20 protein-coding genes are annotated in these 20,909 nt (G+C 50.4%); all 20 read left to right on the top strand.

Translation table 11 applies throughout. The features are described 5' to 3' along the window. Positions 1-7 precede the first annotated feature (7 nt). The gene (locus tag H583_RS0119045; RefSeq protein WP_081667346.1) at positions 8-967 is read left to right on the top strand and encodes an RluA family pseudouridine synthase; all 960 of its coding nucleotides are present in this window, start codon (positions 8-10) and stop codon (positions 965-967) included. Positions 968-1,041: 74 nt separating this feature from the next. After that, positions 1,042-2,469 carry a LysM peptidoglycan-binding domain-containing protein gene (locus H583_RS0119040; RefSeq protein WP_028561865.1) on the top strand — a complete coding sequence of 476 codons (1,428 nt, stop codon included), beginning with the start codon at positions 1,042-1,044 and terminating at the stop codon, positions 2,467-2,469. Positions 2,470-3,017: 548 nt separating this feature from the next. Beyond that, complete coding sequence (locus H583_RS0119035; RefSeq protein ID WP_028561864.1) at positions 3,018-5,678, top strand: valine--tRNA ligase; 2,661 nt, start codon at positions 3,018-3,020, stop codon at positions 5,676-5,678. 23 nt (positions 5,679-5,701) lie between these two features. Beyond that, entirely contained in the window at positions 5,702-7,039 is a 1,338-nt protein-coding gene (locus tag H583_RS0119030) for a bifunctional folylpolyglutamate synthase/dihydrofolate synthase (RefSeq protein WP_036709962.1), read from the top strand. A 7-nt stretch (positions 7,040-7,046) separates the two neighbouring features. After that, positions 7,047-8,435 carry a UDP-N-acetylmuramate--L-alanine ligase gene (gene murC, locus H583_RS0119025; protein WP_028561862.1) on the top strand — a complete coding sequence of 463 codons (1,389 nt, stop codon included), beginning with the start codon at positions 7,047-7,049 and terminating at the stop codon, positions 8,433-8,435. Positions 8,436-8,520: 85 nt separating this feature from the next. Beyond that, positions 8,521-8,688, top strand: coding sequence for a hypothetical protein (locus tag H583_RS36690; protein WP_154665920.1), 168 nt, complete (start codon positions 8,521-8,523; stop codon positions 8,686-8,688). Positions 8,689-8,763: 75 nt separating this feature from the next. Further along, positions 8,764-10,020 (top strand): SPOR domain-containing protein, encoded by a 1,257-nt coding sequence (locus H583_RS0119015; RefSeq protein ID WP_028561861.1) that lies wholly within the window; start codon positions 8,764-8,766, stop codon positions 10,018-10,020. Between the two features lie 62 nt (positions 10,021-10,082). After that, positions 10,083-10,325: a DUF4321 domain-containing protein gene (locus tag H583_RS0119010; protein ID WP_028561860.1), complete on the top strand. Its 243-nt coding sequence runs from the start codon at positions 10,083-10,085 to the stop codon at positions 10,323-10,325. Positions 10,326-10,385: 60 nt separating this feature from the next. Beyond that, complete coding sequence (locus H583_RS0119005) at positions 10,386-10,994, top strand: Maf family protein (protein ID WP_028561859.1); 609 nt, start codon at positions 10,386-10,388, stop codon at positions 10,992-10,994. Between the two features lie 26 nt (positions 10,995-11,020). After that, positions 11,021-11,710, top strand: coding sequence for a RadC family protein (gene radC, locus H583_RS0119000; RefSeq protein ID WP_028561858.1), 690 nt, complete (start codon positions 11,021-11,023; stop codon positions 11,708-11,710). Between the two features lie 43 nt (positions 11,711-11,753). Continuing rightward, a complete protein-coding gene (locus H583_RS0118995) occupies positions 11,754-12,788 on the top strand; it encodes a rod shape-determining protein (protein WP_028561857.1) in 1,035 nt (344 codons plus the stop codon). 142 nt (positions 12,789-12,930) lie between these two features. After that, positions 12,931-13,794: a rod shape-determining protein MreC gene (gene mreC, locus H583_RS0118990; RefSeq protein ID WP_028561856.1), complete on the top strand. Its 864-nt coding sequence runs from the start codon at positions 12,931-12,933 to the stop codon at positions 13,792-13,794. Beyond that, positions 13,794-14,318 carry a rod shape-determining protein MreD gene (mreD, locus tag H583_RS0118985; protein WP_028561855.1) on the top strand — a complete coding sequence of 175 codons (525 nt, stop codon included), beginning with the start codon at positions 13,794-13,796 and terminating at the stop codon, positions 14,316-14,318. Before mreC ends, mreD begins: the two co-directional genes overlap by 1 nt. 149 nt (positions 14,319-14,467) lie before the next feature. Next, complete coding sequence (locus H583_RS0118980) at positions 14,468-15,130, top strand: septum site-determining protein MinC (RefSeq protein ID WP_028561854.1); 663 nt, start codon at positions 14,468-14,470, stop codon at positions 15,128-15,130. Positions 15,131-15,133: 3 nt separating this feature from the next. Further along, positions 15,134-15,925: a septum site-determining protein MinD gene (minD, locus tag H583_RS0118975; RefSeq protein ID WP_028561853.1), complete on the top strand. Its 792-nt coding sequence runs from the start codon at positions 15,134-15,136 to the stop codon at positions 15,923-15,925. Positions 15,926-15,932: 7 nt separating this feature from the next. After that, on the top strand, positions 15,933-17,081 hold the full coding sequence (locus H583_RS0118970; protein ID WP_028561852.1) for an FtsW/RodA/SpoVE family cell cycle protein: 1,149 nt from the start codon (positions 15,933-15,935) through the stop codon (positions 17,079-17,081). 183 nt (positions 17,082-17,264) lie between these two features. Further along, entirely contained in the window at positions 17,265-18,269 is a 1,005-nt protein-coding gene (locus tag H583_RS35440; protein WP_051236638.1) for a M23 family metallopeptidase, read from the top strand. Then, positions 18,262-19,140: a M50 family metallopeptidase gene (locus H583_RS0118960; RefSeq protein ID WP_028561851.1), complete on the top strand. Its 879-nt coding sequence runs from the start codon at positions 18,262-18,264 to the stop codon at positions 19,138-19,140. The genes H583_RS35440 and H583_RS0118960 overlap by 8 nt, the downstream gene beginning before the upstream one ends. Before the next feature lie 42 nt (positions 19,141-19,182). Then, a complete protein-coding gene (locus tag H583_RS0118955) occupies positions 19,183-20,424 on the top strand; it encodes an Rne/Rng family ribonuclease (protein ID WP_028561850.1) in 1,242 nt (413 codons plus the stop codon). 167 nt (positions 20,425-20,591) lie between these two features. Continuing rightward, positions 20,592-20,903: a 50S ribosomal protein L21 gene (gene rplU, locus H583_RS0118950; RefSeq protein WP_028561849.1), complete on the top strand. Its 312-nt coding sequence runs from the start codon at positions 20,592-20,594 to the stop codon at positions 20,901-20,903. The last annotated feature ends 6 nt before the right edge of the window (positions 20,904-20,909 follow it).

The following is a 20,909-nucleotide window of genomic DNA, read 5'->3' as shown; positions in this document are numbered from 1 at the left end:
TGCTATTATGAAGCGACAGCTTAATGTTGATCAGGCTGTACGCAGGGGGGAGTGGCTGGAATGGCCGCTCCCTTCGCCTGTTGTACAGGAATTGAAAGAAAATGGGGATAGCCCGCATCATCTTCGGCAATGGCTGATCTCACTTGGGCAATTTCCCGAGAAGTGGCTGAACCGCCTCTATTCCACCGGTGGAATCAAATTAAACCGCAATAAGCTCATGCTGCAGATGTTCAAGGACTATGATTTGAGCGGACATCCGCTTTATGTGCTGGCTATGGCTTCATGGGATGAGGAAGGGCCGGATATTTTGTATGAGGATGATCATTGCCTGGTTGTCAGCAAACCTGTCGGCATGCCGGTCCATCCTTCAGAAGCAGGCCAGAGCGGGACACTGGATGAGGCGGTGCTGCGCCATGCCGTGCTGACTGGCCAGAATGTTCATCTGCGGCATATTCATCGTCTGGATGAAGACACATCCGGTCCTGTATTGTACGCCAAAAATGATTTTGCCCAGTGGAAGCTTGATGAAGCAATGCGGCAAAAGCAAATCCAGCGGGATTACGCAGCGCTTGTACAGGGACAGGTTCGGGAAGAGAAGTTCACTATCGATTTGCCGATCGGCCGTGACCGCCATCATGCCTCCAAACGGCGTGTTTCAAAGGAAGGCCAGCCAGCGGTTACACATGTTGAGGTAGCAAGGCGTTTTAAAGGGGTTACACTCGTTCATGTCCGGCTGGAGACTGGCAGGACGCATCAAATTCGGGTGCATCTCAGCCATATCGGACATTCGCTGGTTGGAGACCGGTTATATGGGGGGAGCGGGCAGCTGCTGTCTACACAGGCGCTGCATGGCTGCCGCCTTCAATTCCTCCATCCCTGGACAGGCAGCCCGGTAGAAATCATCTGCCCGTACCCGGATTGGTTCGTGCGAACAGAACAGCACTTCAGGCCGCTGCAAAATTCATAGTCATGCTCTCCCTCTCTAAACCATATAAATGATAGTGAGTGAAACTGTTAGGAGTAGGGAAGGGAGGATGAAACGTGCCCAATTCGTCGAATGGACTTCGTTTTGATGTATATGAACGGGTGCATTTATCAGAAGATGTTGCTGCTATTGGAGAACTGGATGAAATTGAGCTGACGCCGCATATTCAGGTAATTAACCACGGGGAGCAAATTATGCTGCGGGGCAATCTGCTGCTTACAGGTGTATATGACGGACAGGAAGAGGCTGGCAGCAAGCATACCTTGGAGCATTTGATTCCTGTAGAGATTACACTGCCGCTGAACCGGGTGCATCGTGTAGAGGATATCTCAGTTGAAATTGACAACTTCGATGTGGATATTCTCAGCTCGAAAACACTGAACATTACCGGGGTACTGTCTTTAAGAGGCCTGCAAATCGAACAGGCTGGTGCTTTGCCGGATTCAAGTGTCTGGGGAGAGGAGCCGATAACGGTCGTCCACCGTATTGAGCAGACGCCACAGGAGGCCTTTCACCCCGACCGTCAGCAGGAGATAGCCTGGGGGGAGCCGCAGCCTGAATGGGGAGCGGAAATATTGCAAGCCGGGAATAATGAGCAGGCATTAGAGACGGAGGACGAAGAGGCAGGCACAGAGGCTGTCACGCAGCAGCCTGTCCCTGCTTCTAATAAAGCTTCCGAGCCGCTTGTAGCTGCACCCTTGCAGCGCTTCGAGCCCTCCATCGTGCGCACGGAACGTCTCCGTGAGACACCATCCCAGCATCATCATCAGCCTCCTGAGACGAGCTATGCATCGCCCGTGACATGGTCAGGATTACCGTCAGAGGACGAGCGTCAGTCTCAGAATGAACCCCTTGAAGCTGCCTATAAACCGTCAGATACCGACGTTGAGGAGCTCATCCTGCAGGCAGCCGAGCCTTCTTTGGCAACGTCACAAAGGGAATCTGATCTAGTCCAGCCGCAATCGGAACCGGAGTCTTCCGATCACGATCTGGCTGCGCAAGCCAAACCTGCAGAGCTGACGGCACAGCTGGATGATTCGGCTGCAGACACGGCGGAGCCGGTCACGCTGAGCGAAGCACAGCCGGTAGCCGAAGTGACCAAAACGGAGATGAAGATTGCATTCTCCGGCAAAGAAGGCAAATCGAACAGCTTCGGGCTAAGCTCTCTGCTGCAGTCGAACAAGCGCGAGCAGGAAGCCAAAGCGCTGGCCAAGCAGCAGGAAGCGAAGCACCTGGAGGAAGAAGCTTTGGAGAAGCGCATCGAGGCCGGGGAAGATGTGGAATGGAAGAAGTTGTTCCTCAGCAAGCAAGGCGAAGAAAGGGAGTTCCGCAAGGTTCGCATATGCATTGTTCAGCGGGAGGAAACCCTGGAGACCATTGCCGGAAGATATCAGCTTAATCCGCGTGAAATTGTGCTCTACAACCGGCTTCCGGACCAAAGCATCAATGAGGGGCAGGTCCTCTATATTCCACAAGTGCAATAGCCAAATCGAAAAAGGAAGATTGTTGCAGCGGCTTCGTTTCCCTACAGGGAGGACGGGGCCGCTAACATGTTTTCGGAGCGTGGGCCGGCTCATGTCTGGGTGTTACCCCGGATTTGAGAACTTGGGCGCAGGCTGCCCTGGCGGGGCATTGACTATGCTGTCCAAGAAAGGTATTATATATTGTAATGATTCCAATTCGTCAACAACGTTGAAGGGGAATAATGCAGTGATGCCTTCAGAGAGCAGAACTTGTATCAGCTGTGAGGTTCTGCAGGATGTAGCTGTCATTTGTCACCCCGGAGTTGCCCGAGCCAGGCGGAAATACGCCAACTGGGGCCGGTAGCAGCCGTTATCTGTGCGAAAGTGTCGTTTGGCAGCCCTGAACGGTCATCACGACCTTCAATTAGGGGGCTGTATTCTCTTGGGTTAACAGACCCTTCAGATGAACAGGCGAAACAAAGGTGGTACCACGGAAGCATAGCTTTTCGTCCTTTGAGGCGGAGAGCTTTTTTTATTTTATAATCTGTTGCTGTGATGGAGGTAGGAAAATGAACGAAGAAAAGCAAAGCGCGTCGATGCCGACGACATATGATCCGAAGGCTGCGGAGCAAAAATGGTATTCCTATTGGGTAGAGGGAGGTTATTTTGAAGCGGGCAAGCGTACCGACGCAGAGCCGTATACGATTGTTATTCCCCCACCGAATGTAACGGGAATGCTGCATATCGGCCACGCGCTTGATTTTACCCTTCAGGATATTCTGATCCGGACCAAGCGCATGCAGGGCTTTGATACGCTGTGGCTGCCGGGTACAGACCATGCCGGTATTGCGACACAGACCAAAGTGGAACAGAAGCTTCGTGAGGAAGGGCTGTCCCGTTATGATTTGGGACGCGAGAAGTTTCTGGAGAAAGTATGGGAGTGGAAGGGTTTATATGCGGATACGATTCGGAGCCAGTGGTCCAAGATGGGGCTGTCCCTTGACTATTCCCGGGAGCGGTTCACACTGGATGAAGGGCTCTCCAAAGCTGTTCGTGAGGTATTCGTCAGCCTGTACAAGAAGGGCCTGATTTACCGCGGCAAAAAAATTATCAACTGGGACCCTGCTGCACGTACGGCATTGTCTGATATTGAGGTTGAATATAAAGAAGTACAGGGTAAGCTGTATCATCTCCAGTATCCGCTCAAAGACGGCAGCGGGACAATTACAGTTGCAACTACCCGTCCGGAGACGATGCTGGGCGATACGGCTGTAGCTGTGCATCCGGAGGATGAGCGCTACAAGCATCTGATCGGTAAAATGCTTGTTCTGCCTGTAATCGGGCGTGAAATTCCGGTTATTGCAGATGAATACGTGGAGAAGGATTTCGGCAGCGGCGCCGTAAAAATAACACCTGCCCATGATCCGAATGACTTTGAGGTAGGCGCGCGTCATAATCTGCCGCAAATCATTGTAATGGACGAGACGGGCACGATGAATGATGAAGCAGGCCCATACAAAGGTCTGGATCGTATGGATTGCAGAAAGCAGCTCGTCAAGGATTTGCAGGAACAGGGCGTTTGCATCAACATTGAGGAACATATCCATCAGGTTGGACACAGTGAGCGCAGTGGAGCTGTTATTGAGCCATACTTGTCCACCCAATGGTTTGTAGCGATGAAGCCGCTGGCGGAGAAAGCGATAGAAATTCAGAAGTCAGGCGATGGGGTGCGCTTCGTTCCTGACCGCTTCGAAAAAATCTACCTGAACTGGATTGAAAATGTACGCGACTGGTGTGTTTCCCGCCAGCTCTGGTGGGGACACCGGATTCCGGCGTGGTATTGCGAGGAATGCGGGGAACTTCATGTTGCCCATGATACGGTGGAAGCCTGCTCCAAATGCGGCTCGGCCAACCTTCGCCAGGATGAGGATGTGCTTGACACCTGGTTCAGCTCCGGTCTGTGGCCGTTCTCCACACTCGGCTGGCCGGATCAAACAGCGGATTTGCAGCGCTACTATCCGACCAGTGTTCTTGTGACCGGTTACGACATCATTTATTTCTGGGTAGCGCGGATGATCTTTACTGCCCTTGAGTTTACAGACAAGAATCCGTTCGCTGACGTATTAATGCATGGACTGGTGCGTGATGCCAATGGCCAGAAAATGTCCAAATCGCTCGGCAATGGCGTTGATCCGCTCGAAGTAATTGAAAAATACGGTGCAGATGCGATGCGATTTATGATTTCGACAGGCAGTACGCCGGGTCAGGATTTGCGCTTCAATTGGGATAAGGTCGAGCAGGCCCGCAACTTTGCCAACAAGATTTGGAACGCATCCCGGTTTGCCCTCATGAATCTGGAGGGTGTGACGGCAGAAGATATCGATCTTACAGTTGAGCTGGGTACGGCAGACCGCTGGATTCTGCATCGCCTGAATGAAACTGTGCGCGAAGTTACCCGATTGATTGACAGCTACGAATTCGGCGAGACCGGCCGCGTTCTGTACAACTTTATCTGGGATGATCTGTGCGACTGGTATATTGAATTTGCCAAGCTTGGCCTTTACGGTGAGAATGAACAGACCAAACGTGCGACCCAGTCCGTTCTTGCTTATGTGCTGGACCGCACGCAACGTCTGATCCATCCGTTCATGCCTTTCATCAGTGAGGAAATCTGGCAGCATCTGCCGCATGAGGGTGAGACAATCACGCTGGCCCAGTGGCCTGTCTATGATGAAGCGCTCGAAGCTCCGCAATCCGCCAAGGAAATGGAACTGCTTATGGACATTATTCGCGCTGTCCGCAATATCCGTGCGGAGGTCAATGTGCCGATGAGCAAAAAGATCGAGTTGCTTGTGAAACCATCTAATGAGGCTGCTCTCGCTATTCTGGTCAAAAATGAGGAGTATATCAGCCGGTTCTGCGGAACAAGCAGTCTGGAAATCTCCGTTGCCATTACAGCGCCTGAAAAAGCGATGAGTGCTATTGTGACGGGAGTCGAGCTATATCTTCCTTTAGCGGGATTAATCGATATTTCTCAGGAAATAATCCGTCTTGAGAAAGAACTCAAAACATTGAATTCTGAGGTTGAGCGGGTTGAGAAAAAGCTTGCCAATGAGGGATTCGTTGCTAAGGCTCCAGCCCAGGTTATTGAGGAAGAGCGTGCGAAAATGCAAGATTATGTGGAGAAGCGCGACAAGGTGCTGGCCCGGATTTCTGAGCTGCGCGGATAACGTTTAAGAGAGGATTGGCGACGATGATGAACACCTATCAGGAAGCCAGAGACTGGATTGAAGGGCTGATTCCATTCGGAATCCGCCCTGGTCTGCAGCGGATGGAGCAGCTTCTGGATAAACTTGATCATCCGGAGAGACGCTTGAAATTTATCCACGTGGCTGGAACGAACGGCAAAGGCTCGGTATGCGCGTATTTGACCAGCACACTCATTCAAGGCGGTTACGATGTGGGGACCTTTACGTCCCCTTACATAACGAAGTTCACTAATAGATTTCAATATAACGGCCAGGACATTGAAGAGGAGACCTTGCTTCAGCTATCCAATGAACTGAGACCTCATGTGGAGGAGATTGCGGCTACTGATCTTGGCTCCCCAACGATGTTTGAAGTATCAACAGCACTGGCTATTTTGTTTTTCGCCCGTGTCACCTACCCGGATTATGTGGTGTGGGAGACGGGGCTTGGCGGCCGGATGGATGTGACAAACGTTGTGAATCCGGTCATTTCGGTCATTACCAATGTCGGTCATGATCATATGGACATTCTGGGCAATTCCCTTGCTGATATTGCCCGCGAAAAGGCGGGGATTATCAAGAGTGGTGTTCCGGTTGTCAGTACTGCTGACCAGCCGGAAGTCCGGGAAATCATCCGGGAGACTGCAAGTGCAAAAAAATCTACGCTCTATCTGATTGGTGAGCAATTCCATGAGACTGGCCTTACTGTTGGCCCGGAGGAACAGAGCTTCAGCTTTGTGGGATTGTTCCGTACAATAGATCCCGTTACGATTACCCTGACAGGTGCTCATCAACGCAAAAACGCTGCGCTTGCCCTTATGACGCTTGAAGTGCTGAGGCAGTACTATGCGCTTGTCATCGATGATGAGGACCTGGTAAAAGGGATGCGCCATGCATCATGGCCGGGCCGGATGGAAATGATAACATCAAACCCTAGAATTTTACTGGACGGAGCGCATAATCCGGAAGGGGCACAGGCTCTGGCTGCTGCTTTGAAGGAGACCCACCCTTACAAGAAGCTGCGGCTGATGATGGGAATGCTTGCAAATAAGAATCATCAAGACACATTGCGGCATATACTACCACTAGTTGATACACTCGTAGTGACCGAGCCGGATTTCCGCAAAAAAATGGCAGCCCCTGAGCTTGCCTCTCTTGTTGCAGAAATGAAGGGGCAGTTCGAGTTTGAGCTTATCGTTGAGCCGGATTGGGAGCTGGCGCTTCAGCGGCTGCGGGAGGCTACGGAGACAGACGATCTGGGGGTTGTGACCGGTACCTTGTATCTGATATCAGATGTGCGCGCTCGTTTGCTTAACATTACGGACACTGAAAAAGGTTGGTGAAACTTCTTTGAACACAGCAGAACATGTCCATTTTATTGGCATCGGGGGCTACGGAATGAGTGCCATTGCCCGGGTAATGCTGGAGATGGGCTATACAGTAACCGGATCGGATGTCGCCAAGCAGGAGCTCACCGAGAAGCTTGCAGCCAAAGGAGCCCGCATCTATATCGGCCATGAGGCCGCCCACGTTAAAGGTGCAGATCTGGTCGTCTATTCGACTGCACTGTCCAAAGATAATGTGGAGCGGGTTGAAGCTGAGAATTTGAATATTCCAGTTCTGCACCGTGCGCAAATGCTTGCCAAGCTGATGAATGCGCGCAAAGGAATCGCTGTGGCTGGGGCGCATGGAAAGACGACAACATCGTCTATGATTGCGCTTGTCATGGAAACCTGCCAGCAGGACCCCACCTACATTATTGGCGGAGAAATCGTCAATGTAGGGACGAATGCCAAGGCGGGCAAGGGAGACTATGTTGTGGCAGAAGCGGATGAGAGCGACGGCTCTTTTTTGCAATATCATCCCGCGATTGCCGTTGTCACCAATATTGAGGCTGACCATCTGGAAAACTACAATGGCGACTTCAATAATTTGAAAGCGGCTTATGTGCAATTTTTGGGACAAGTGAATCAGGGTGGCCAGGCAATTGTCTGTGCCGATGATGAAAATATAAGAGAGCTGCTTCCTCAGGTTGATCCTGCTAATGGCGGGCATTTAATTACGTACGGAATTGACAGCGATGCGGATTACAAGGCGGAGCAAATTCAGCTTGGCGACCGCAAAGTGAGCTTTGATGTTACGAGACAAGGGCAAAAGCTGGGAACGATTGGGCTGTCTGTTCCGGGTCTTCATAACGTATATAATGCCCTTGCTACAGTTATTACGTGTCTGAATGCCGGGATTGAATTTGATGATATTGCAGCTGCTATTTCACAATTTCAGGGTGCCAAGCGTCGCTTTCAGGTGCTCGGCGAGATTAATGATATCCTCGTCATTGACGATTATGCTCATCACCCGACTGAAATTCAGGCGACAATCAGCGCTGCAAAAGCGACCGGAAAACGAATTGTTGCTGTCTTCCAGCCCCAGCGGTATACCCGAACCTATTTCTTGCTGGAGCAGTTCAGCAGGGCGTTCGGGGAAGCGGATGAGGTTCTGATAACCGACATTTTTTCTCCGGCTGGAGAGCAGCAAATTGAGGGCATCAATTCCGGACGGCTGGTTGAAATGATCCGGTCCAACAGCAATCCGAATGTTGCCTATATGCCAAGCAAGGAAGAGGTACTGGAGTATTTGAAAGGACATGTAGCAGGCGGTGATTTGGTCATTACAATGGGTGCCGGAGATATTTGGAAAACGGCTGACCAACTGGCCAAGCATTTGCGCAATGTCGTTTAATAACCAGAAAGTCTGTCAGGCAGACTGCGCAAGCAGCTGCTGTCTGACAGACTTTTTTTGTTTTGCCCGGCCAGAGGTTTCCAAAATGGATATTCTTATTTTGCCAATCACGATTGCCGCTTTGCCCATTCCATTAATTCCCGGGAAAACAGCGTCAGAAGACCTTTCACATGGCATCCCTGCTCGAAATTCATTCTTACAAACATATCTAGTATTGCAGCTTCCAAAGGTTGAAAAAATGAGAGATTTTTAAACTATTAAAAAAATCATATATCTCTCCCTTCGCTCATAGAATGTAGTAGAATGACACAGACAAGGAGAGAGTGGGATGAATTCAAAAGCCCGGATTACCTTTCGCTTTGATAATCAGGGGAATGCACAGCGCGGCCGGAACGAAGAGCCGCAACAGGAATTTACATTGACCGGCAGCGAAGAGAGCAGCATGAATGAGCGTGCTTCGGCGCTGACCCCCTTTCAGGAGGAGCTTCGTTTTACGGAAACGGCAGAGTCCTATAAAACTGCATTTCAGGATAACCCCGAAGCGCTGGAAGCGCTCATTCGGGGAACAGACAGCGGGCCGGGCGCATCGCCGGTGGATTTGGGTGAGCCTATAAAAAGAGAAGTCCCATACTTGTCCGCAGTTTCAGATGCGCATCGGGGCAGCACCCTCCCCAGGCGCAGAAAAATTATTATTGATGTCAAAGACGAGCACTCCCCTTCAATCCGAAATGTGGAAAAGGGGCCGTCCTGGTTCAAGGTAGCTGCTTCAGTAACAGGGGCTGTTGCCACTGGCGCATTGTTCGGCTATCTGATTCTCTCTTTATTCACGGGACAAAATGCATGGAAAAATAACGAGGCTATCGTTCCTGCCGTGCCGGAAAAGACGGTATCTGCTCCCCCTTCTGTTCAAACTCCTGAACTTGTAACCGGCGGTCAAGAGGGGACGGATAATGAGGCTGCCGGAACTACAATTGAGCTGAACCGGCGTGCTACGGACTATTACTTGCTTCAGTACGGGGTATTCAGCAGCCAGGAGGGCATGCAGACAGCTCTTTCCCAACTGGACCAGCGAGGGGTGTCAGCGGCCGCCAGCGCAGTTGATAAATTTCGCGTTTACGCCGGAATTGCCGGTGACAAGAACGAGGCAGCCAGACTTGCAGAACAGCTTGACGGGCTGGAGGTATACATTACCCGGCTGACAATCCCCGCTCTCTCATCGGCGGTTTTTGAAGGGGATGCAGGGCTGCTGGATGACTTTTTATCAGAGACGGACAAACTAATAAGCACCTTCAGCAGTGTGACGAACGATCAGCTTCAGAAGGAAAAGCCTGAACGCTTTGACGGCTCCGCCTGGAAGACCGCCCATCAGAAGTGGACTGACCTTGCTGCGAAGTTGAAGCCGGAACTGTCTGGGGACGGGATCAAGTCCTTTGAGCAGATGGTTCAGTCACTCAACACAATAGCAGCAGCATTTGGAGAATTTGATAAAAACCCGGCCCGTTCCTACCTGTGGACGGCACAAAGCGAACTGATGGAAGCTGTTCTGGCGCAAAAAGATTGGATTGGGAATATTCGCGCATTGTAATAGCTCCCTAACCAACGTATAATAAAATTCAGGTGTCAAAAAATGGCGAGGGAAGTTGGAAGATGAAGAAAAACGGTTGGTTGCTTCTGCTGTTTATCGGACTTGGGCTGATTGGAGGCTCATTGCTTGCGCAATGGCTCAAAGACGTGCCGGGTCTATCTTTTCTGACGCGAACGACAAATTTGAGCTGGTCTCCGGCTGCTGATTTGATTGTTCTCAGCTATGACCTGACCTTGAGACTTGAGGTCAGCCTGCTCAGCATATTGGCGGCAGGCGCAGCTGTATGGCTGTATCGCAAAATGTAAAGCCCGGCTTTCCGGACAAGCTTTTTCGGATATGCCCGGCTATTAAAAGGAGATGGCTGAGTGGACAGGCAAAACATCATTCTTGCTTCCTCTTCTCCGCGGCGTCACTCCCTTCTGCAATCGTTAAATTTAACCCTTCCTGTTCAAATCATGGCTTCTAATGTCGATGAGAGTACACCGGATGACTGGTCTCCCGCACAGATTGTAGAGCAGCTTTCGCTACGCAAGGCCAGAGCTGTCAGACAGCTCATGGTCAGCGAAAAGCAGGATCATCAAGGCAGCCTTATTATTGGTGCCGATACGATTGTCGTGCTGGACGGCGAAGTGATGGGCAAGCCCCGTAACGAAGAAGATGCGAGGCACATGCTTGAACGGTTGCAGGGGAAAATACATGAAGTGTATAGCGCCATTGCCTGTATTGATTTGTTAACTTCACGTGAGGTCGTCTCACATATGGCAACCCGCGTTCACATGAAACCGCTCGAATCCTCACGGATCGAGCGGTATGTCGCGTCAGGGGAACCGATGGATAAGGCCGGCGCTTATGCGATTCAAGGTCTTGGAGCGGCGTTTGTTGACCGGATTGAAGGTTGTTATTTCAATGTCGTAGGTTTGTCACTATCGCTTTTGTCGGACATGCTGCTGGAATTTGAGATCGAAGTCATCTAAATTGTTTGCTGAAAGCAGGGAAAGCGATGCATATACAATCTTTCGTAATGCGTGACGTCCCCAATGAAGAACGACCTAGAGAACGCATGGTTCAAAGCGGAGCGCAGGCGCTCAGCCACGCTGAATTGCTGGCTATTTTGCTTCGTACAGGTACGAAGCAGGAGTCGGCGGTGCATCTGGCTGCACGTATTTTGCGGGAATGCGGGAGTTTACACAACCTGGTTGATATGAGCCTTGAAGAGCTCACACAAATAAAAGGGATTGGCACTGCCAAAGCCCTCCAGCTAAAAGCAGGGATTGAGCTCGGACGCCGCCTCTCAAGAAGTACCCAAGAAGAGCGGCTGACCATTCGAAGTCCCAAAGATGCTGCGGATTATATGATGGAACAGCTCAGATATTTGAAGAAGGAGCATTTTGTCTGCCTGTTCCTGGATACCAAAAACCAGGTAATTGCGGAGGAGACGCTGTCAGTGGGCACACTGAACGCTTCACTTGTACATCCGCGCGAGGTGTTCAGGGCGGCTATCAAGTGCAGCAGTGCTTCAATTATTTGCGTACATAACCATCCCAGCGGCAATCCGGCACCAAGTCCGGAGGATATCCAAATGACCAAGAGACTGGTTGAAGCAGGAGAACTTGTAGGCATTGACGTGCTTGATCATATTGTAATCGGCGACCTTCAATATGTAAGTTTGAAGGAGCAGGGTTTCATGTAATATAATAAGAGGTGTTGTCGTGATGACAGAAAGGAAGATTAACATGTTTGGTGGTTTTACTAAGGATCTGGGCATTGACCTGGGAACGGCAAATACCCTCGTATATGTCAGAGGCAAAGGAATTGCAGTCAGAGAGCCTTCTGTGGTTGCCCTTCGTACCGATACGAAAACAATCGAAGCTGTTGGCGAGCAGGCGAAAAAAATGATTGGCAGAACGCCGGGCAATATCCGTGCTGTCAGGCCGATGAAGGACGGCGTAATTGCCGACTTTGAGACAACATCGACGATGATTAAATATTTTATCCGTCAGGCACAGAAGCAGCGTTCGCTGTTTCCGCGCCATCCGAACGTAATGGTCTGCGTGCCCTCAGGAATCACTGCAGTAGAGAAGCGCGCTGTTGAGGATGCGACCAAACAGGCAGGCGCACGAGAGGCATATACAATTGAGGAGCCGTTCGCGGCGGCAATTGGTGCCGATCTCCCGGTATGGGAGCCGACAGGCAGCATGGTGGTGGACATCGGCGGCGGTACAACGGAAGTTGCCGTTATTTCGCTTGGCGGTATCGTAACAAGCCGCTCTATCCGGATTGCCGGTGATGAGATGGATGAATCGATTATTCAATATATTAAGCGGACCTATAATTTGCTGATCGGGGAACGCACATCAGAGCAGCTTAAGATGGAGATTGGCTCCGCCCAGCAATCGGACAAGCGCGAGTCGATGGAAATCCGCGGAAGAGACCTGGTTACCGGCTTGCCGAAAACCATCTCCATTACATCCGACGAGATTACCGGTGCACTGACCGATACCGTTAATGCGATTGTGGATGCAGTAAAGGTAACATTGGAGAAATGCCCGCCGGAGCTCTCGGCCGATATTATGGACCGTGGGATTGTTCTGACAGGCGGAGGCGGACTGCTTCGCAATCTGGACAAGCTGCTGGCTGGAGAGACAGGAATGCCCGTTGTCGTGGCAGAGAATCCTCTGGATTGCGTAGCGATCGGAACAGGCAGGGCGTTAGATAATATTCACTTGTTTAAATCCAGAAACGGCTCGTCCTCCCGCTTTAGAAAATAGCAAACAACTGCTGCCAGCTCTAGACATCCCATATGTAGTAGAGTTGGCAGCTTTATTGGGACCTATAAAGACCGGGACAGCCGTACTGCGGAAGAAGGAAAACGGATGATGGAGTAGGCGGGTGATTTAGCTGTTCAAGTTTATGCGGAATAAAAGATTGTTCCTGATGTTGATCGGGCTGATTCTTTTTGTGGCGATTATGGGTTTTTCCCTTAGCGACCGGAAAAACCTGTCATGGCCAGAAAAATTTATAAATGACTCCGTAGCGCTGCTGCAATCCTGGCTTTACAAGCCCGCTGGCTATATGGCGGGCTTGTTTGAGGATATCGGGACGATGCGGCAGCTCTATGAAGAGAATGAGCAGCTTCGCACTACGGTTGCCCGTTATGCGAGAGACAGGAGCACTTATAATTATTTGAAAGAAGATAATGATTACTACAAATCCGTGCTTCAATTTACAGAAGCGCAGAAAAACCAGAATAATTATGAATACCTGATTGCCCAGGTTATTGCTGCGAGTCCTGACGCCTATAACAAAACATTTAAAATCAATCGCGGCTCGAAAAACGGAATTCGCAAAGATATGGCTGTGATCACGATTGACGGACTGGTTGGCCTCGTAAGCGAGGTGTCCCCTATCACTTCTACAGTGATGCCGATCACAGAATTGAATGCGCAATCTTCTGTCGGTTCCAAGAAAATTTCCGCTACGGTAAGCGGCAAAGATTCATTTGGTATTATCGAAAGCTATAACAGCGAGACCGGCCAGCTGCTGATGAGCAAGATTGCTGAAGATGATCCGTTGAAAGAGGGAGACAACGTCACCACATCCGGGCTTGGTTCGGTTTTCCCGCGGGGAATCGAGATCGGCAAGGTCGTTTCCAAGCAGGTGGGAGATTTCGGTCTGACCTATACGGCTTATATTGAGCCTTCCGCCAAACTGGACAAATTGAGGGAAGTGCTGGTCGTAAAGGTTCCTGATCCTGAAGCGGAGGGTCAGCAATAATGAAGCTTCATTGGATTATTCTGATTATGTTCGTCTTGTTCCTGCTGGAAGGAACTATTGTGAGCTGGCTTGTCCCGGAGGAATGGACTCACAGACTGATACCGCATTTTGTGTTTGTGTTTGTTCTGTTCTCATCCATGTACGCAGGCAGGCATGTGGCGCTGTTTTTGGGGCTTGCCTTCGGGATGCTTCAGGATATCGTGTTTTATGGCCATATCATCGGTGTTCATTCATTTTCCATGGGGCTTTGCGGCTATTTGGCCGGTCTGCTGCTCGAATATAAGCGTGCCCCGATGCTGACAGCCATTTCCGTTATCGGAATGGGTTGTCTGCTTTTGGATACGGTCACTTTTATGATCTATACGGTTTTCCAAATTAACAAACAGCCTTATGTATGGGCGCTGACCCATCACATTTTGCCCAGCCTGTTTTTACAGCTTATATTTGCTTTAATTTTTTACATACCGGCACGCCGCTGGTTTGAAGGTGCATACCGGAAGAAGACCAAAGAAGAGAACGAGTAGGCCCAGCTGCAGCAACCTGAATATGACATAAGCGAATCGGACTTCATAGATCCATAGAAGCAAAAGCAGGAATTCTTGGATTTGCAACAGGCAAAAGCAGGATTCCACAGGCTGCGGAAAGAATTGTTTAAGGTGGAGGTGGGAAGTTCGTGACGGAGAAGCAGCATATTACAATTAAAGGGGTCAAGGAGGGGCTGCTCTTCCTGTTTGACGATCAATGCGAGTTTTCAGTATTGCTTGATGAGCTTCAGAACAAGCTGGAGAAAACCCACCTGCAAGTATTGACCGGTCCGCTCATTCATATCCATGTCAAGCTCGGCAAACGCCTGGCGACAGATGAACAGAAGGAACAGATCCGAACAATGATTCGCCAGCGTGGCAATTTGCTTGTTCAATCGATAGAGTCGGCAGTGCCGGAGACGGCACAGAAAAAAGAGAGCGCCGAATTAAAAATCATATCGGGTATTATCCGCTCCGGCCAAACCTTTGAGCATGACGGAAATTTGCTGCTTATGGGAGATGTGAATCCGGGCGGAGCTTTATATTGTACAGGTGATATTTATGTGCTTGGAGCGTTGCGGGGAATGGCGCACGGAGGAGTGAACGGCAGGCAGGATGTTGTCATTGCGGCATCGCTGCTGAAGCCGACACAGCTTAGAATTGCAGAGGTCATAAGCCGACCTCCCGACGAATGGATAACAGGCGATGCTGCAATGGAATTTGCCTTTTTGAAGGAAGGCCAGATGCAGATCGATAAAATTACGCAATTATACCGTTTACGCAAAGATCCGATCGTGTTTAAAGGAGTGTAGGGCATGGGAGACGCGATAGTAATTACATCAGGGAAAGGCGGGGTAGGAAAGACGACGACCTCTGCCAATGTGGGAACGGCGCTAGCTCTGCTGGGCAAAAAAGTATGTATGGTGGATACGGACATTGGCCTGCGAAACCTGGATGTGGTGATGGGGCTGGAGAACCGGATTATATACGATCTGATTGACGTTGCTGAAGGCAGATGCAGGCTCAATCAGGCGCTTGTGAAGGATAAACGTTTTGATGAGCTGTATATGCTGCCTGCAGCGCAAACGAAAGACAAGCACGCCGTAACACCGGAGCAGGTCAAGGACATCATTATGGAGCTCAAAAAAGATTTTGACTTCATCATTATTGACTGTCCCGCAGGTATTGAACAAGGCTTCCGCAATGCCATTGCCGGAGCTGACCGCGCGATTGTCGTGACAACGCCTGAGAATGCTGCTGTCCGTGATGCCGACCGTGTCATTGGCTTGCTGGAGCAGTCGCAAATTTCGGCCAAGCTGATCATTAACCGTATTCGTCAAACGATGGTTAAAAGCGGCGATATGCTGGATATAGATGAAATTTGCCAGGTTTTGGCCATTGATTTGGTTGGCATTGTCCCGGATGATGAAAGAGTCATTAAAGCTGCCAATACAGGTGAGCCTACAGTAATTGACCCTTCCTCCAAGGCGGCAATCGCTTACCGCAATATTGCGAGACGGATTCTGGGGGATATGGTCCCGCTAATGTCGCTTGAGGATAAAAGCGGAGTATTCAAACGCTTCAGGAAGTTTTTAGGAATAGGATGATCGGCTCTTGCTAAACAAACTGAAAAAGCTCGACTGGGGCATAATAATCATCTTGATCCTGCTTATGATTATTAGCTTCTTCGTTGTCCGCAGTGCGACTGTCGGTTTTGGAGAGCGGTACGAAAACTACGATTTCAAGACGCTGCTGTTTTTCGCTCTCGGGTTTCTTGTTATTATCTGTTCAGTATTTATTGATTACCGTCTGCTGATGAAAGGCTGGATTTATCTTTATATTCTTGGCATCCTGCTGCTTATCGGCGTTTACTTCTTCGGTACGGAGATTAACGGAGCCAAAGGGTGGTTCAAACTTCCTGGAGGATTATTGTTCCAGCCTGCCGAGTTTATGAAGGCGCTCCTTATTATTGTGCTGGCTGTATTCATGGGTAAAAGACAGGGAGACCGCCTTACATTTCTGAGCGATCTGTTGCCGATTGCCCTGATTACGTTTGTACCCTTTCTGCTTGTTATGATTCAGCCGGATTTGGGGAACGCCATCATCTATGTGTTTATTGTGCTCGGTATGTTGTGGATCGGAAATGTCAAGTATGTGCACGTCTTTATCGGACTCTCAGTTGTGGTTGCTTCTCTTGTATTGTTTGTCAGCTTGTTTAACACATTTAATACAGAGATTAAAGACTATTTGGCCGAGCAGAAAAAAATTCACTGGTATGAGCGGATCAATACATTTATTAATCCCGAGACAGCCAGTGATGCAGCCAAGTATCAATCGGACAAGTCGAGAATCGCCATCGGATCTGGCGGGCTGACAGGTGACGGTTATATGAAGGGCCAGTCCAAAACCCGTGGAATGATCCCTTACCCGTATTCAGATTCTATTTTTGTTGTCATCGGGGAAGAGTTCGGATTCCAGGGGGCAGCGGTGCTGCTGCTGCTGTATTTCCTGCTGATATACAGGATGATTATAATCGCCTTTCAGTGCTATGACCGGCGCGGCTCCTATATTATTATCGGGATCGTGTCGATGTACGTTTTTCAGATCTTTCAGAATATCGGGATGATGATCGGACTGATGCCGATTACCGGTATTACACTGCCGTTTATCAGCTACGGAGGAACCTCGCTCATTCTTAACATGATGTGTGTCGGGATCGTGTTCAGCATAAAAGCGCATCAGGAAAAATACGAGATGGAATAGTCTTTGGAGAAAGTGCTGCCCTGCAAGTTGAGAGCAGCGCTTTTTTTATATAAAAGTTTGTGAATTCATATTTGTCATCCATCAGCTAACTCTCATAAACAAGCCCCCGGCCTCATATAAATGAGTGTACAAATGGTTTCGGTCAGGGACATATTCTTAAGCTGGAGGTTGGGGGGCTGGAAGATGGAAATTAAAGATGCAATCAGGCAGCGGCGCCAGGAACGGATGCGGAAAATCCAGGAGCAGACTGGAATGGCGGGGAACAAAGCTGCAAGAGCGATACATCTGGATAGCGGACGCTGGAAGGGAACAAACGGTGAGCCGGAAATAAATTCAACTGTGCCAGCCGTTCACACAGCCGGGAGCAGCATTGCAGGTAAAAAGGAGGCTGCCCGGGAAACCAGGGAGGAGGCTAACTTGCCGCCTAATGCCAAGAGCGGAGGTTCTCTCGATCCCGAGCATATGTGGAAGCATAAGGGGGGGAACTGGAGGGACTGGGAAGAAATGCCCCGGCTGCAGGGAGCACCTTCGGCACCGGGCGGCAGACCTCCTGAATACACGGGTCCTGATTTTTCGGTTTTTCGCAAGGAGTTGTTCGTGAAGCTGGTACTCAGCATAATGGCATTTGCCGGGGTGTGGGGCATGTTTCATATGGACAGGCCGTGGGCGATTGAGGGACAGCGTCTCGTGCGGGATGCCCTTACGCAGGATATGAACTTTGATGCCGTTGCCGTGTGGTATGAAAATACATTCAGCGGTTCTCCGGCTTTTATCCCCATTTTTGGAGAGCATCATCCGCAGGCGCAAAAAGCGAGCGGACAAATTAAAGAGAGTACGGTCATGCCTGTGGAAGACGGCATTATTGTCCGCAGCTTTGCGGAGTTGTTAAACGGCGTCGAAATTGCATCTTCAAAAGAGGGATCCGTGCACGCCGTCCAAACAGGCAGGGTGCTGCTTGTTTCCGGCAACGGACCTGACCGTACGGTGGTTATCCAGCATAGCGGCAAGCGGGTAACAATCTACGGGCAGCTTGGGGGAATTTCAGTTGCCCAGAATGATTGGGTAGAGGCGGGGGACACGATTGGCAGTGTAAAGCCGGGTACCGGACAAAGCCCGGGTCTGCTGTTTTTTGCTGTGAAGGAAGATGACCATTATGTTGATCCTGCGGAAGTGATTGCATTTGAATAAGCTGCTGGGGATTCGCTGGTCGGTTCATCCCTTGTTCGTGCTTATTATGATGGCCTCGGTTATTACGGGATATTTTTTGGAGCTTCTGACCTTGTTTGCGCTCGTATTTGTTCACGAACTGGGCCACGTGCTTGCAGCCAGAGGCTTTGGCTGGAGAATCCGGGAGGTCAAGCTGCTTCCGTTCGGCGGTGTTGCGGAGACGGAGGAAGCCGGTTCTATGCCTGCCAGGGAGGAAATCATTGTTGCGCTTGCCGGCCCGCTGCAAAACCTTTGGATGGGTCTCACAGCTTGGGCTTTGGGGGAGCTTGGAGTGATCTCACCGGAGTGGGCTTCCCATCTGGTTCAGGCTAATCTGATGATCGGCCTGTTCAATCTGCTTCCCGTGCTGCCGCTGGATGGAGGGAAAATCGTTCAGGCGTTGATGAGCTGCCGGCTTCCTTATCATATTACGCTGGTGTGGGGGGCCCGAATTTCCTTGTTTGCCAGTGCATCCATGATTATTTATTCGCTGCTTCCCCGTGAAGGTGTACCGGGGATTCAGATGAATCTGCTGGCGATCGGCATCTTTCTGTTCGCTTCCAACTGGAGCTACTACCGCAACATTCCGTTTATTTTTGTCCGGTTTTTGATGCACAGGGAGGGCTGGGCTGACAAGTACAGGAGACGGGAGGGATTGGCCCAGCCGATAATTGTCTCCGTTCATCATACAATTCAAGGTACGTTGCGGCGGCTGGTCAAGGAAAAATATCATCTGATCTATGTCCTGGGCATGAAGGGGACGGTGGTAACTGTGCTGCCTGAGGAGCAGGTCGTGAACAACTTTTTGACGCATGGAAAACCGGGAAGTGCAGTCACTGAGCTTTTTAGGTAAAATGGAGATAGCTTACCAAAAAAAGCGGGTGATTCGTAGCCAATGAAGCAAATGCTGATTCGTCGCCAGGAGCAGTTGACTCAGACGGCTGTTTTGGAAAACGGCCGGTTAACTGAATTTTACATGGAAGAAACAACAGGAAGACATCTCGTAGGCAATATCTATAAGGGCCGTGTTGTGAACGTGCTCCCGGGTATGCAGGCTGCTTTTGTCGATATTGGACAAGGCAAGAATGCATTCCTTTATGTAGATGACCTGCTTCCGCCCCATCTGGAGCAGCAGCCCAAAGAGAAACCGCCAATTGCCAGCCTGGTCAAGCCCGGACAGTCTGTGCTTGTTCAGGTGAGCAAAGAGGCGCTGGGCGGCAAAGGAGCCAGGGTAACAACCCATTATTCCCTGCCTGGGCGCTATCTCGTATACATGCCGCTTGCAGGCTATATCGGGGTCTCCAAGAAGATTGGCTCAGAGCAGGAGCGCGAGCGGCTGAAGCACTTGGCAGGAAGGCTCAAGACCGAGGAAGAGGGCGTTATACTGCGCACGGTTGCTTCCGAGGCGAGTGAGCAGGAACTTCAGGATGATTTGCTTCAGCTCCGGTCCAAATGGGAGCAAATTAATAAAGAAGCGCACGATGTTCCGATTCCGGCCGAGCTGCACGCTGAGGCCGGATTTGTGCAGCGGATGGTAAGGGATTTGCTCAATGCAGAGCTGGATGAAATCTGGATTAGCCACCACCAGCACTTTAATGAGGCGGTTCGCCATGCCAGCCTGATGGCACCTCAGCTTAAAGAACGCATCCTGATGTATAAAAATGACGGTACCGACCTGTTCGGCCGCTTCGGGGTGCAAGAGCAGCTGGAAACCGCATTCGGCAAACGTATTCGCCTTCCTAGCGGCGGCGATCTCGTATGGGAGCAGACTGAAGCGCTGACTGTCATTGATGTGAACACCGGGAAGTATACCGGGCATCTGGATTTGGAGGACACGGTATTCCAGACGAATCTGGAGGCTGCGGTGGAAATTGCCCGGCTGCTGCGTCTTCGGGATGCAGGTGGCATCATTATTATTGATTTTATCGATATGGAACGGGAGGAGCATCGCGAGCAGGTGAAGCGTGAGCTGGAACAGCTTACCGCAAAAGACCGGACTACCTGCCATGTTGTCGGCTGGACGAGGCTTGGCCTGCTGGAGATGACCCGCAAGAAGGAAAAAGAGAACGTTGAGAGCCGGCTCTATGAAATATGCGGAACCTGTCAGGGCAGAGGGAAGCTGTTCCGGGGATTTTAGCCGGGCACTTGAAAAGTAGAAGCTCCTGTGATAAAATCTTCTGGTATGTGTCTAGTGTTTTTAGCTATACATGTGCTGTAACCGCTCCGATCAGGTTGAAGTGCGGCAGAGCAATCTGCGGCCACCTGTTATTAGGCGAGTCTTGGACATGAGGAGGTGCACCAACTATGTACGCAATTATTGAAACTGGCGGCAAGCAGTACAAAGTTCAAGAGGGCGATGTTCTTTACATCGAGAAACTCGAACTGAACGAAGGCGACAGTGTAACGTTTGATCGTGTATTGGCAGTATCCAAAGGTGAAGGTCTTGTGACTGGAACGCCTGTGGTTGCTGGCGCGAGCGTATCCGCTACTATTGAAAAACACGGTAGAGGACAAAAGATCATCGTTTACAAATACAAAGCGAAAAAGAACTACCGTCGCAAGCAAGGTCATCGTCAACCTTACACTAAAGTAACGATTGGCAAGATCCAAGCTTAAGAGGTA

Origin of the sequence: Paenibacillus pinihumi DSM 23905 = JCM 16419, from assembly GCF_000422505.1 — a bacterium.
Classification (GTDB): Bacteria; Bacillota; Bacilli; order Paenibacillales; family Paenibacillaceae; genus Paenibacillus_D; species Paenibacillus_D pinihumi.
This window is presented reverse-complemented; position numbering and strand designations above follow the sequence as displayed.

Coding starts and splice junctions, on each gene's coding strand:
- H583_RS35440 (WP_051236638.1), top strand. CDS start 17,265: ATGGAAATTAAAGATGCAATCAGGCAGCGGCGCCAGGAACGGATGCGG.
- H583_RS0119015 (WP_028561861.1), top strand. CDS start 8,764: ATGAATTCAAAAGCCCGGATTACCTTTCGCTTTGATAATCAGGGGAAT.
- H583_RS0119030 (WP_036709962.1), top strand. CDS start 5,702: ATGATGAACACCTATCAGGAAGCCAGAGACTGGATTGAAGGGCTGATT.
- radC (WP_028561858.1), top strand. CDS start 11,021: ATGCATATACAATCTTTCGTAATGCGTGACGTCCCCAATGAAGAACGA.
- H583_RS0118955 (WP_028561850.1), top strand. CDS start 19,183: ATGAAGCAAATGCTGATTCGTCGCCAGGAGCAGTTGACTCAGACGGCT.
- H583_RS0119045 (WP_081667346.1), top strand. CDS start 8: ATGAAGCGACAGCTTAATGTTGATCAGGCTGTACGCAGGGGGGAGTGG.
- mreD (WP_028561855.1), top strand. CDS start 13,794: ATGAAGCTTCATTGGATTATTCTGATTATGTTCGTCTTGTTCCTGCTG.
- rplU (WP_028561849.1), top strand. CDS start 20,592: ATGTACGCAATTATTGAAACTGGCGGCAAGCAGTACAAAGTTCAAGAG.
- minD (WP_028561853.1), top strand. CDS start 15,134: ATGGGAGACGCGATAGTAATTACATCAGGGAAAGGCGGGGTAGGAAAG.
- H583_RS0118995 (WP_028561857.1), top strand. CDS start 11,754: ATGTTTGGTGGTTTTACTAAGGATCTGGGCATTGACCTGGGAACGGCA.
- H583_RS0119010 (WP_028561860.1), top strand. CDS start 10,083: ATGAAGAAAAACGGTTGGTTGCTTCTGCTGTTTATCGGACTTGGGCTG.
- H583_RS36690 (WP_154665920.1), top strand. CDS start 8,521: ATGGATATTCTTATTTTGCCAATCACGATTGCCGCTTTGCCCATTCCA.
- H583_RS0119035 (WP_028561864.1), top strand. CDS start 3,018: ATGAACGAAGAAAAGCAAAGCGCGTCGATGCCGACGACATATGATCCG.
- mreC (WP_028561856.1), top strand. CDS start 12,931: ATGCGGAATAAAAGATTGTTCCTGATGTTGATCGGGCTGATTCTTTTT.